The sequence below is a fragment of the Vibrio sp. JZG10 genome (assembly GCF_054064075.1).
Genome location: NZ_JBSUGE010000015.1, coordinates 74,324 through 87,456, shown reverse-complemented (window position 1 = coordinate 87,456; position 13,133 = coordinate 74,324). Strand labels below are relative to the sequence as shown.

The following is a 13,133-nucleotide window of genomic DNA, read 5'->3' as shown; positions in this document are numbered from 1 at the left end:
ATGCGGAAATGCTATGAAAAATCCATGTAACGTGATCGCGATTATCGGAAAACCAAGAGATCAACAAGCAATTCAAACTCATAAAGAGTTGTACCAATGGCTGACCTCTGAAGGCTATAAAGTATTTATTGACGATCGTCTTGCCGCAATACTGGATGATATCCCGCAGAGTCAATTTGCCAGTTTAGTTGAACTAGGAAAAAATGCCGATCTAGCCATTGTGGTTGGTGGGGATGGCAACATGCTAGGCGCGGCAAGAATTTTATCCCGATTTGATGTTCCAGTCATAGGGGTGAACCGTGGAAACCTAGGCTTCTTAACTGACTTAAACCCAGACGAGTTCCAAGCGTCTCTGCAAGCGGTACTCGACGGTGAGTATATTGAAGAGGAGCGTTTTCTTTTAGAGGCGGAAGTACACCGCCACGGACAAATAAAGAGCCATAACGCTGCGCTAAACGAAGCCGTACTTCACCCAGGGCAAATTGCCCATATGATTGAATTTGAAGTGTACATCGATGAAAGCTTCGCCTTCTCTTTACGGGCCGACGGTTTGATTGTCTCCACTCCGACTGGCTCGACGGCATATTCACTTTCTGGCGGCGGCCCAATTCTTTCTCCTAGCTTGAATGCCATTTCACTCGTGCCAATGTTCCCTCATACATTGTCGAGTCGACCTTTGGTGGTTGATGGAAAACGTCGAATTAAATTGGTGGTATCACCAGAAAACCGTGGAACACAAGAAGTTAGCTGTGATGGACAAGTCTCACTTCCAGTTACCCCTGGCGACGAAATTCACATCTATCAAAGTCCAAATGTACTAAAGCTCATCCATCCAAAAGACTACAGTTACTATCACGTCTTACGGAATAAGCTTGGCTGGTCTAGTAAATTGTTCTAACACTTGTTACTCAGGGCAATAACTTCAATAAAAAAGCCAGCAGCTCAATTGCTACTGGCTTTTGGCTTTCTTAGACAAGAAATAGACACAAAGTAGTGAGGCGACACGATATTTGTCATCATTAAAGAGAAGCTTGTAAATTTTGATCCTGTGGGCAAACTTTACACAAAAGATAGAAAAGCAAATTCAATGATCTATGTCCGGTGATATTCTCATCATGAATAGAGTATTAACTCTATTTCATACAATCAATAAAGGACATATTATGAAGAAAACCATCATTCTGTCTGTTCTCAGTACATTAGCACTTATTGGCTGCCAATCAGAGGAAACGCAAGTCAACAGTGTGTCCAATGCAAAAGCGGAAGATATCACTAAGACGAAGCGTGCCCTCGCTCAACAATTGAGTGAGAACTATGCTGCCATTGAACCCATGTTGAGAAGAGATATTACTCCACAACAGACTAGCGTCTCTGTATCAGCATTTGTTCAACAAAACCCCAACTCCGAGTTTAGCCGTCAGCTTGTACAAGCTGACACTCAAATTCGTAGCTGGAAAGGTATTTCTGAATACTCAGATCAGTTGCTGGAAGTTCGTTTAGCGAATGAGGGCATGATATCAGCATGGCAAAGTGGCGAGGTCGAGCCATTATTTGCATTTGAACCAAGTGGTGATGATGAGAATTGGCAATACATCGAAGCATTTGATGTTTATGGCAACATCCATCAACTCGATGTTTACCAGCTCCCTGATGTACCTGTACTTGTCGTTGATAACAACAGCTCTGCAGAGCTAAAGGCTGGCTTGCAAGCTATGCAGGCTGAAATGAAAAAACTCGGTCAGCCTACTTTAGTTCAGCCGTATTTTTCTGATGAACAGCGTCAAAATGCACCGCTATTGTCAAGTAGCACTGTGGGCGAAGCGGCTCCAATTCAAACAACGCAGTTGAAAAAGATCCGTCTAGCCGATGACAAAGAACCTTGGATCTCTGGCAAGGCAGAAATCTACGCTATCGTAACGGGCGTCAATCCAAGTCGTGATGAACCTACTCTCGATTTAGTAGAGCTTCCATACTTAGACTACGATAACCAAGATTACTACCCAAATCAGATCATTATTCACTGGTCTCGTTACCGTTGGGGCGCTGCGGACATCGTGCTCATGGAACAAGATGATGGTACAGACTATAAACAGTTGGCAAAACTCCTTGTTCAAGTTGCTGGAGAAGTGCTGAAAGCGATTCCAGATCCAGAAGTTCAGGCTTACGCGATTATTCCGCAAATCACGAATAAGATCATCGACACGATCCCTGACGGCGTCCTAACGAATGATGATGACTTCGTCGACGTTTACTACACACTAATGCAAGACACATCATACGTGGATCATCCAGGTGCTGGTGTGAATGCAGTAGTCACATTAGAGCCGCTCACGATTAACCCAACTCGTCCGTAACCTGTTCAATTTTAATGAGTCGTTGTAATCACTTCGGCTCATTTTTCCCACTTCATCACAAAAAAGCACCCCACACAGAAATTTTTTCTCACCTGTCTTTACTGTATAAAGAAACAGTATATACTGTTCTCTTATACAGTATTGTTCAGTTATACAGGTAAATAAAAATGCTGGCTCATCTAAGTGTTAATAATTTTGCGATTGTTAAGTCTTTACAACTCGAGCTGTCTAAGGGCATGACCACCATCACAGGTGAAACAGGCGCGGGTAAATCCATTGCTATCGATGCACTTGGGCTCTGCTTAGGCGGACGAGCCGAAGCTGGCATGGTTCGACAAGGTGAAGAAAAAACCGAAGTTAGTGCCGCTTTTTTACTGGACAACAACCTACATGCAACGCGTTGGCTAGAAGATAACGATCTGCTTGATGGCAGTGAATGTATTTTGCGTCGCATCATCACAAAAGAAGGTCGCTCAAGAGCCTTCATTAATGGCAGTCCTGTCCCACTATCACAACTCAAATCTCTAGGGCAACTGCTGATCAATATCCATGGGCAACACGCTCATCATCAATTGATGAAAAGCGAACACCAAATGGCTATGCTCGACCAATATGCAGGTCATCTAAACCTACTAAAAAGCACACGAAGTGCTTACCAACATTGGCGTCAGGCAGACAATAACCTCAAGCAACTAAAAGAAAATAGCCAGCAAAACCAGGCGCAAAAACAGTTGCTTGAATACCAAATCAAAGAACTAAATGAGTTATCGCTAGGTGAAGAAGAATTTGCAGAGCTCGAGCAAGAGCACAAACGATTATCCAATAGTGGTGAACTCGCCACTACCTGTCAGCAAGCCATCGAACTTATTTACGAAGGTGAAGAAGTCAATGCGCTTGGTATTTTGCAATCGGCCAATCACTCCCTAATTCAACTAGCTGAGTTAGATGAAAAGCTATCTGAGCTACCCAACATGTTGTCAGAAGCGATGATTCAACTAGAAGAAACGAAGAACGAATTACGCAGTTATCTAGATGGCATCGATGTGGATCCTGCTCGTATGGCTTATGTAGAAGAACGTTTTTCTAAAGTGATGTCTGTTGCTCGCAAACACCACGTGATGCCAGAAGAACTATACCAACATCACCAAGATCTTCTGGCTCAAGTAGAAGCGTTAGATTGCTCTGATGAACGTTTAGATGAACTCGCGCAAGAAGTGGAACAAAAGTACCAAAGCTTCCTAAACCAAGCAGAAAAACTACACAAATCACGCAGCCGTTACGCAAAAGAACTGAACAAACTGATCACACAAAGCATGCACGAATTGAGCATGGAAAAAGCGGTATTCAATATCGAAGTCAGCAATGAAAACACGCACCCATCACCACTTGGCATGGACAGTGTGTGCTTCTTAGTATCGACCAACCCAGGACAGCCATTGCAACCTATAGCAAAAGTTGCGTCAGGCGGTGAGCTATCACGCATCTCATTAGCTATCCAAGTGATTACCGCTCAGAAAGTGGATACACCAAGCTTGATCTTCGATGAGGTGGATGTCGGTATTAGTGGTCCAACAGCAGCTGTAGTCGGCAAAATGCTACGCAAGCTTGGCGAGTCTACTCAGGTATTGTGTGTCACTCACCTCCCTCAAGTTGCAGGTTGTGGCCATCAACAAATGTTCGTGGCTAAACAAACAAAAGCTGGCCAAACCGAAACACAAATGCACGCATTAGATGAACAACAACGTGTGGCAGAATTAGCTCGCCTACTTGGAGGTAGCCAAATTACAGATTCTACCCTTGCAAACGCCAAAGAGCTCCTCATCGCCGCTTAGCCATGCTCTTTCAAAGATAGAGTCACGAACACTACTCCGTGACTCTACCTCCCCCATCACCATATCAAAGTGCTTGGGTTCTGATTCCCTTTCGAAATAATGGTCAGTGCCACCCCATAGCTCAATAACTTGGCTATTTGTCATTAGTTACCGCTTAAACTGGATAGAAAATCGCTCATCGACATAAACATACATGTGAGAGAATCAATAAATGCAACTCAACTCAAAATTCGTTGTCAGATTTCCTATCATACGACGCATAGCTTTTTACATCTGCGTCGAGCTTGTTTATTATCAGCGCAGTATTTTAAAGGTTACTAAGAAATTATTATGCAATTAAAGAAGTGGTTAGTTGCCGTACCATTAGCAATGACATTGCTGACAGGATGTTCGGTATTGGAAAAACTGGTTTATCGCATTGATATCAACCAAGGCAACTATGTAGAACAAAGTGCGGTAGATAAATTAAAGTTTGGGATGACTAAAGCACAGGTTCGCTTCGTACTAGGGTCGCCAATGCTTATTGAAAACGGCTACCCAAACACTTGGTACTACATTTATCACCATACTCCTGGTCACGGTGATCCAGTGCAAAAAGACCTGATCGTTAACTTTAACGATCAAGGCACACTCGCAGATATCAGTGGTGACTTCCCAAAAAGTGACGCTTTTTACGAGCAGATTCAGTAAACGACTTTTGCAAAAAACCTCTCACATGAGAGGTTTTTTATTATCTAGATATCGCGCCATCACACTTTGAATCAATGACGCCATCCATTGGGATTGATATCAAGTCTACTTATTCTTACGTACAGAGCTAGGCTTACCACCGGTGACTGGGTCTGCATTCCCCTCGGCTTTAGCCTGCTCCGCCCGCTTACGACGAATCTCTTTCGGGTCTGCGAGTAACGGACGATATATCTCTATTCGATCTCGATCTCGAACGGTCGCATCTAACTTCACATTACGACTAAACACACCCACTTTATTCTTAGATAAATCAATTTCAGGGTATAACTCTAACACGCCAGATTGTCGAATGATCTCTTCTACCGTTGCGTGATTATTCACCACTAAATTAAATACACGCTGTTCATGAGGAAGAGCATAGACAACCTCTACGTGAATCATATCTGACTCAATACTCATAACACTCGTAGACCTGTTTTGCGCGTTTAGTGAATGCATTTACCATGTTACTGGTAAGCTCGTTAAAAACCTTACCGAAGGCCATCTCAATCATTTTACTTGAGAATTCAAACTCAAGCTTTAGCTCAACCTTGCAAGCTTGCTCATCTAGCGCGGTAAAAATCCAACCACCACGCAATGTCTTAAACGGACCATCCACCAAGTTCATCATAATTGCTTGGCCTGGGATCAGCTCATTTGAAGTAGTAAACGTTTTGCTGATACCAGCCTTCGCCACATCGACAGAAGCCACCATACCATTACCCGAAGACTCAATGATTCTAGAGCCCGAGCAACCAGGCAGAAACTCAGGGTATTTAGCAACATCGTTAACCAGATTGAACATCTGTTCAGCACTAAAAGACACAAGCGCAGAACGGCTGACTTGCTTCATACATACTCCTATCGATACATGTACAGATTTAAAGCTCCTGCCAATTTTACTTTTATTCCACGATTGCGCAAATAAAAGGATTTCCTATCCGATATCCAACCCGTATAATGTCGCTATTATGGCAAAGAAAAAAACGAAACAAAAAGCGGGTAGCAATACTATCGCGCTGAATAAAAAAGCTCGCCACGAGTATTTCATCGATGATGAAATCGAAGCTGGCTTGGAGCTCCAAGGTTGGGAAGTGAAAGCCCTTCGCCAAGGTAAAGCCAATATTTCTGAAAGTTACGTATTTATGCGTGACGGTGAAGCCTTTGTGAGTGGCATGACAATCACTCCTTTAAATCAGGCATCGACACACGTTGTGGCGAACCCCACACGTGTGCGTAAACTACTAATGAGTCGTCGTGAACTAGACAACCTATTCGGACGTGTGAACCGTGAAGGTATGACATTAACGGCCCTTTCTCTGTACTGGTCTCGCTCTTGGGTGAAACTAAAAATTGGCGTAGCAAAAGGTAAAAAGCTGCACGATAAACGTACGGATTTAAAAGAAAAAGACTGGGCAAGAGAAAAAGCACGCGTAATGAAGAGTACACTGCGTTAATCTTGACCACTTAAACGCATAGTACTGGACAGCCAATGCTTTTCTGTTACTATGCGAATATTACCTGGGGCTGATTTAGGATTCGACGGGAATTCAGAAGTCTGAGGTGCATGCCGAGGTGCGGTAGGCCTCGTTAACAAACCGCAAAAAAATAGTCGCAAACGACGAAAACTACGCACTAGCAGCTTAATAACCTGCTCAGAGCTCTCTCGCCCTAGCTTCCGCACGTAAGACGGGGAATAACGAGGGATCAAACCCAAACGCGCTAGCCCGGATTCTCCCGCCTGAGAGATGAACGGCGAATTTTAATTCAGGCTAGTCATTCATTAGCGTGTCGGTTCGCAGGTGGGTGGCGAAATTAAAGATCGACTAAGCATGTAGTACCAATGATGAACGGTTTTCGGACGCGGGTTCAACTCCCGCCAGCTCCACCAAACGTTTGGAAAAGGCCACCTTCGGGTGGCCTTTTTTGTATCAACAATCCACTTTCCACATTGTCTTCTTTTCTCACGCACTCATACTACCTGATAACTTTTCACGAGCATTACTGCATAACTCTGAACGTACACCGATTTAAAAACTCGTTGAGTATTAAGTAACAGGCGATACGCTCATAAATACACCACCAAAAACACATGGAAGTTCAGAAGAACTCATTCAAGGACAAAAAGTGTGTACTATATGCTCTTCGATTTAAAGTGTTCTAAGTTTTTGGGGTATCAACAACTACGAGTGCTAAATCTAAGTTATAGAATTATGATGGGTTAAAGTTGAACAATTTGGGTTTATCACTAACCATCAAAAGATACTTAATAAGCCTTTTCTTTTGTTCTTGGTTATCACAATTGGCGGAAACATAAATTATCAAGTCAATCTAGCATTACGATGTAAATTAATAAAAACACCTCTTGACCAAGCGACTAATTAACTATTTTCAATATGATTTCATTGTCTGAAACCTAGTATTTATAGAGCTCTTTACCATTCGATAGCTCTCGTTTATTTTGCTTCCACATTACCTGATGAAAGCCTTAAAAATCCAATATAATATAACTACCAAAGATTAGCGAAGACTGAGTGTTCCAGATTTAAACTTTATTAATGCTAATAAAAAGCGGTCAAGTAGATAAACATAAATCTAAAAATGTAATTTTCAAATTCACAAGTTACAAGGACAATGCAGTACTAATCACATAGTTAACATTAAATATTGTAAAAACACACAATACATATACATTTATAGATTTTTAAAATGAAAAAAATCGATGTGAAAAATTACTTAGTTGGATTTATTACAATCATATTGTTGAGCATTAATATGAGTTTTGGAGAGAGTATATTGAATAGCGATAAAGTTAACCAATACACACCACAAATCAATGGTGTGCTAACAAAAAAAGGGAAGCCGATTAATAACCAAAAGGTTAGTCTTAGTATTGGTTTAAGCGCTTCAGGAAAATCAATAGACTTATCAACATTTACTGACAGCAGTGGTCGGTTTGAATTTTCTCCTGTGTATGAAAACAAAGAGAGCGTTAAGATCCCGCTTATTGAACATTATGTAACTATTGTTTTAACCACAGAACTAGATATTGATGAAAGCGTTATTATTTGGGAAGGTTCGTTCGATGGCTATGAAATAGAGGATTACGTAAAAAACAATATGGCTAATCTAGTCTGTGATGCAGCAAACCCTCTTAAGTACTTTGCTTTTTCAATTGATGATGACGAAAACGATGACTATTACGTAAATAGTCAATGTGATTTATTTGGATATATTGACTCTGACTTATATGGAAATTAAAGAATGCAATCACTCTCACCAAAGCTATCATCTAGAATCGCAGAAATCCCTTATTCTGTATTCGCAACTAATGTTCGTAACGTTAGTGGTTATATAGCAAAGTTTTTTACATTTGATCTAAGGAATGATGTCAAAAAAGGAACGACAAGTGGCTTTATGGGATTTGGTGGAATGACATCAGATTTTGTAGCGATAGGTCGAGGTAAGGGCGAGTTTGCCGATACTTTAGTATTTTCCTTCCGAGGCACTCAAGCAAACATCGGCGACATTATGACCGATGGAAACATTGGGATATCAGGTACCTCATCCGGTTACAGGGTACATGCAGGTTTTGTAAATCTCTTCAATACGATAAAGCCACAACTTGCAGCATACATCGCTGGTTATTCGAAAAAGAACATGAAAGCACCGAAGGCAGTACACTGTGTAGGTCATAGTTTAGGTGGTGCTCTTGCTTCATTAGCGGCAGATTGGGTGAAGAGTCAGTACGGCTATAGCGTACACCTATATACTTTTGGCGCACCAAAAGTTGGCTTTAAACCATACGCAAGAAGGGAGTTAGATTCTTCATATCGCTGCACTCATGGTGCAGATCCAGTTCCGATGTCTCCTCTTTGGCCATTTACTCACGGTGGTATTGAGTATCGGCTAGATGGAAGTTCTGGCATCTACTTCTGCGCTCATGGACTAGGAAAAAAATCTGTTCCGGGTTATGTCAATACCGCTACAAGTAATGAGTGGTCGGCACTACAACCCAAATCTCAAACTTACCTAGAACGCAACGTATTTCTTGACTTCAACAATAGATATAATGCTCGAATGACTGATGGTTGGGTAAGTAAAATAGTCTCTTCAATTTTGACCTTACTAAGAATTTCAGGTCTGGGTCATATAATACAACAAATAGCAACCGCAGGCCTTACTGCTTGGGATCAACTAGCTAAAGCTATGGCGTACATTTCAAAACTAAAAAACGAGTATACAGAACACGTCCGCGGTATTTTAGGTCACATGAATGTAATGTCAGGTAGCGCAGCGATCGACCTATCGAGTATTACTTATAGAGTGATAAAACTTTGTTTTTCGAGACTAGTAAGAAGGTTAGACAGTCATGTTAGAAATGCTCTAAATATAGTAGAGTGACAGTAAAAGACACTAAAAATTATTCTAAAAACTGCTCTATTAGCCTCAACTAGATTGAGCTCAAAAAAAGCGAAGCTATTTAGGCTTCGCTTTTTATTAGGGCTTAGAGTTGTTAACAATATTAGAAACGATATTCCACACCTAGCGATGCTTGGTTAAAATCAGTTTTTGTGTTTGCACCATTCGCTACGTTCTCAGCATTCAGTTCTACGTCATACCACATATATTCTGCGTTAACTAAGAAGTTATCAGTAACTTTAAAACCAACACCAGCACCAGCGAATACACCTTCGTCATCTTTGTTGCCTTGGAAGCCCGCAACGTTGTAATCCGTCGAGTACCACATTTGACCGCCTTTTGCGTAAAGATCGACACGATCAGCAATAGGGGCTGTAACTTTTAGTGCTGCGGTGTAACCGTCCGTTTCGGCATTTGCTAGGTTATTACCATAGCTACCAAAGTCAATGTAACCGCCCTCTAACGCTAAGTAAGGGTTAAAACGGTAACCAACCAAACCTTGAATAGCATCGCTGTCATCATCAAAGTCATCTTGTCCATCAACTTTTAAGTAACCATAATTGGCGCCGACATAAACACCATGATCTTTGGAGTCCGCTGCGTGAGATAAAGTACTAAACGTTGCTAAAGAAAAAAGGCCAATCAAAGTAACAACATTGCTTTTCATTTCGTTCTCCTAATATAAGTGCCATTGAAAGTTCGAATTATACAAAGCAAATGCAATGCCAATTTTAATTTAATGAAAAACATCTTCTACTTTATAAAAAAATGACATTATTTTGAAATTAAAACAACAAAACTAAAAGTTATACCGTTTTATTTACCTTGAGAAAACAATATTAGATTTGTGTAAATACTAATGATGTAAAACATTCTATTTTATTTGTAGTTTTTTCAAAAGATAGGAGAAATCAATAAACAAACTCCAATCATCAATTATTTACACACCCATTATATTTAGGATTCTTAATTTTTGGTCTGGATTCTTTATGAACGAGTAAGGAAGGTAATCACACATCGGCTTTTTCTCTCTTTGCTTCAATAGGTAAATCTCCTACTCTGTGAAGAGGCTATCTCCATGGGACTGAAGTATGTTAAAAGGCAGTGAGTACCCTTCTATCCGAGCATTAAGGACGTTTGTCGCGGTTGCAAATTACCTCAGCTTCTCTAAAGCGGCGGATGCCCTATGCATTACACAAAGCGCAGTAAGCAAACAAATCGCCGCGCTTGAACAACTAGTGGGTTTACCTTTAATACAAAGAGGCTCGAATGGTATTGAGTTAACTGAGGAAGGAAAACGCTACCTACCGCAAGTCACAGAAGCACTAGAACTTATTCAGAATGCAACCGCTAACTTAATCCAATCAGATTCAAAGCAAGAATTGCTCACCGTGGATGTTACTCCTTCTTTCGCTAGCCTTTGGTTGGTGCCTCATATTGATGACTTCCACCAGCGACATCCCAATATCCGTGTAAGAATCTGTACCGGAGATGGGAACGTCAAAGGTTCAAGCGGTGAAAGCGACTTGCATATTCGTTGTCTTCCATTGTCCACGCATTATGAATACAGCCACTTACTATGCCAAGAAATACTGCTATTGGTCGGTTGCACTAATACTCCTGCACTCAAGAGTGTGCACGCTGTTAGCGACTATCCGTTGATACCTCAAATCACTCGCCCTCAGTTGTGGGAGCAATTTAAGGCTGCACATGCAGTAGAATCAACCGTTACCTATCACTCTGTAGGCTTTGAACATTTTTACCTAGCTTACGAAGCCGTCAAAATGGGAAAAGGACTCGCCTTACTTCCTGATTTTATGGCGCAGAGTTCTATTTTAAGAGGGGATACCCAACATATTCTCAACCTATCTTTACAGAGTGGTTATGGTTATTACGTGATAATCCCAAATTATCGCCTATCGGCTAAGAAAGTGGCGGCGTTTTACGAATGGTTGAAGAGCAAACTAAGCTAATATTATTTTCTTGAAATGCTTTTGGTAACCCACAACAACTCAAAGACTTCAGTATCTGTCTGCTCCAAATTGTGGCATTCTCATTAACACTGTTTCAAAAGGATAAATGGATTGAAAGATATGGACAGCAATTCGCCCAAACTCTCATTACGTACCATTGAGCCAACGGATTACCCTGAGCTTGCAGAACTAATGGACTTAGTGTTTCCTGATGTTGGCGGCTCATGGCCACGGCTGACTATTATGGATCTCATTCATCAGTTTCCTGATGGCCAAATCTGTATTGAAGATAACGGCAAAATAGTCGGTGCAGCATTAACCATTAAAGTGGACTACAACCGCTTTTCTCTTCCTCACCTGTATACCGACATCATTACCGAAAACAACGTCATACAGAATCAAGTAACTGGAGATGCAATGTATGGTCTCGATGTATTTGTCCACCCAGACTATCGAGGGCTACGTTTAGGTCGACGTTTATATGATGCACGTAAAGAGCTTTGCCGTAGTAAGAACTTCAAAGCCATTTTAGCCGGTGGTCGCATTCCTAATTACCACCAATACGCAGATGAACTGAGCGTTGCAGAGTACATCGACAAAGTAAAACGCCGTGAGCTTCATGACCCTATTTTGTCTTTTCAGCTTGCTAACGACTTCGATGTAAAACGAATCATGCGCGGCTACTTACCAGAGGATAGCGCTTCTAAAGGTTACGCGACACTGCTGGAGTGGGATAACTTTTTCTACGAAGAGGATATTCAATCCGTACACGATGTAGAAAAAACACTGATTCGGATTGGTGTCGTCCAGTGGCAAATGCGCGCGATGAATGACCTAGAGGATTTGCTCGATCAGGCTGAGTTCTTCATCTCTTCTCTTGCGAACTATAAAGCCGATTTCGCCCTATTCCCTGAGTTCTTTAACGCACCGCTGATGGGCTTGCAAAACGACAAAAATTCCGTTGAAGCAATCCGCTTTTTGGCTAGCTTTACAGAAGAGATCAAAAACCGTTTCTCGCAGATGGCGGTCACCTACAACATCAACATTATTGCAGGCAGTATGCCCGTTATCGAAGATGGCAAACTGTATAATGTGGCCTACTTGCTGCAACGAGATGGTGAAATCAACGCTCAATATAAAATCCACATCACGCCTCATGAACAAAGAGACTGGGTGATCGACGGTGGTGACAATGTTCAAGTTTTCGAAACCGATGCGGGCAAAGTCGGCATACTGATTTGTTATGACAGCGAATTCCCTGAATTGGGAAGAATGTTAGCAGAACAAGGCGCACAAATTGTATTCGTTCCTTTCTGGACGGACACAAAAAATGGCTACCAACGAGTACGAATTTGTTCCCAATCGCGAGCCATTGAAAACGAATGCTATGTTGCAATTGGTGGCAGTGTCGGTAACTTACCTCGTGTTGATAACGTGGACATCCAGTACGCACAATCTGCCGTATTCTCACCGTCGGATATCTACTTCCCGCACGATGCGACCTTGACAGAAGCAAGCGCCAACACCGAAATGATGATCTTCGCCGATGTTGATTTGACTAAGTTGAAGCAACTTAATACCGAGGGTTCAGTAACCAACTTACGTCACCGACGCCTTGATTTGTATGGCGCATTTACTAAAGCTAAAGAGTCATAAAGGTGTGCCTTATTCGTCGCCACACGGGAGCGTGGCGGCGAATAAAACAAGCAGCAGATTGATTCCGCACAATAATCAGAGGCATGTCAGTTTTTCTCAGCGGTAAGAAACAAGAATTGACCCAGTAGGACATTCGGAGTATCACTCCAACTTCGTTCCGCTTTTAT

12 protein-coding genes and 1 other RNA gene are annotated in these 13,133 nt (G+C 41.8%); 10 read left to right on the top strand and 3 right to left on the bottom strand.

The window, feature by feature from the left end:
* Nucleotides 1-13: 13 nt before the first annotated feature.
* From nadK to bamE, 4 genes are all read left to right on the top strand, one after another.
* Nucleotides 14-898, top strand: a complete 885-nt coding sequence (gene nadK / locus ACWYVB_RS16970; RefSeq protein ID WP_213874907.1) for an NAD(+) kinase — start codon at nt 14-16, stop codon at nt 896-898.
* A gap of 265 nt (nt 899-1,163) precedes the next feature.
* The gene (locus tag ACWYVB_RS16965) at nt 1,164-2,354 is read left to right on the top strand and encodes a DUF3103 domain-containing protein (RefSeq protein ID WP_457529512.1); all 1,191 of its coding nucleotides are present in this window, start codon (nt 1,164-1,166) and stop codon (nt 2,352-2,354) included.
* A 167-nt stretch (nt 2,355-2,521) separates the two neighbouring features.
* A complete protein-coding gene (gene recN / locus ACWYVB_RS16960; RefSeq protein ID WP_104969114.1) occupies nt 2,522-4,186 on the top strand; it encodes a DNA repair protein RecN in 1,665 nt (554 codons plus the stop codon).
* 330 nt (nt 4,187-4,516) lie between these two features.
* Nucleotides 4,517-4,876 carry an outer membrane protein assembly factor BamE gene (bamE, locus tag ACWYVB_RS16955; RefSeq protein ID WP_005391468.1) on the top strand — a complete coding sequence of 120 codons (360 nt, stop codon included), beginning with the start codon at nt 4,517-4,519 and terminating at the stop codon, nt 4,874-4,876.
* Nucleotides 4,877-4,981: 105 nt separating this feature from the next.
* On the opposite strand, the gene ACWYVB_RS16950 is transcribed toward bamE, so the two are convergent.
* Nucleotides 4,982-5,335 (bottom strand): RnfH family protein, encoded by a 354-nt coding sequence (locus tag ACWYVB_RS16950; RefSeq protein WP_005391471.1) that lies wholly within the window; start codon nt 5,333-5,335, stop codon nt 4,982-4,984.
* Nucleotides 5,325-5,768 carry an SRPBCC family protein gene (locus tag ACWYVB_RS16945; protein ID WP_005391473.1) on the bottom strand — a complete coding sequence of 148 codons (444 nt, stop codon included), beginning with the start codon at nt 5,766-5,768 and terminating at the stop codon, nt 5,325-5,327. Before ACWYVB_RS16945 ends, ACWYVB_RS16950 begins: the two co-directional genes overlap by 11 nt.
* A 118-nt stretch (nt 5,769-5,886) precedes the next feature.
* Here ACWYVB_RS16945 and smpB point away from each other — a divergent pair, with 118 nt between their 5' ends.
* The 4 genes from smpB to ACWYVB_RS16925 all read left to right on the top strand — a co-directional run bounded on the left by smpB (nt 5,887) and on the right by ACWYVB_RS16925 (nt 9,319).
* Entirely contained in the window at nt 5,887-6,372 is a 486-nt protein-coding gene (smpB, locus tag ACWYVB_RS16940) for an SsrA-binding protein SmpB (RefSeq protein ID WP_005391476.1), read from the top strand.
* A 66-nt stretch (nt 6,373-6,438) separates the two neighbouring features.
* Nucleotides 6,439-6,806, top strand: a transfer-messenger RNA (tmRNA) gene (gene ssrA, locus ACWYVB_RS16935).
* An 818-nt stretch (nt 6,807-7,624) separates the two neighbouring features.
* Nucleotides 7,625-8,176: a DUF6795 domain-containing protein gene (locus ACWYVB_RS16930; RefSeq protein ID WP_225462117.1), complete on the top strand. Its 552-nt coding sequence runs from the start codon at nt 7,625-7,627 to the stop codon at nt 8,174-8,176.
* Between the two features lie 3 nt (nt 8,177-8,179).
* On the top strand, nt 8,180-9,319 hold the full coding sequence (locus tag ACWYVB_RS16925; protein WP_258508376.1) for a lipase family protein: 1,140 nt from the start codon (nt 8,180-8,182) through the stop codon (nt 9,317-9,319).
* A gap of 121 nt (nt 9,320-9,440) precedes the next feature.
* Here the strand turns inward: ACWYVB_RS16925 and ACWYVB_RS16920 are convergent, their stop codons facing one another.
* On the bottom strand, nt 9,441-10,004 hold the full coding sequence (locus ACWYVB_RS16920; RefSeq protein WP_005391484.1) for a porin family protein: 564 nt from the start codon (nt 10,002-10,004) through the stop codon (nt 9,441-9,443).
* Nucleotides 10,005-10,428: 424 nt separating this feature from the next.
* On the opposite strand from ACWYVB_RS16920, the gene ACWYVB_RS16915 reads away from it, so the two are divergent.
* A complete protein-coding gene (locus tag ACWYVB_RS16915) occupies nt 10,429-11,310 on the top strand; it encodes a LysR family transcriptional regulator (protein ID WP_301949836.1) in 882 nt (293 codons plus the stop codon).
* A gap of 120 nt (nt 11,311-11,430) precedes the next feature.
* Entirely contained in the window at nt 11,431-12,966 is a 1,536-nt protein-coding gene (locus ACWYVB_RS16910) for a bifunctional GNAT family N-acetyltransferase/carbon-nitrogen hydrolase family protein (protein ID WP_005391488.1), read from the top strand.
* The last annotated feature ends 167 nt before the right edge of the window (nt 12,967-13,133 follow it).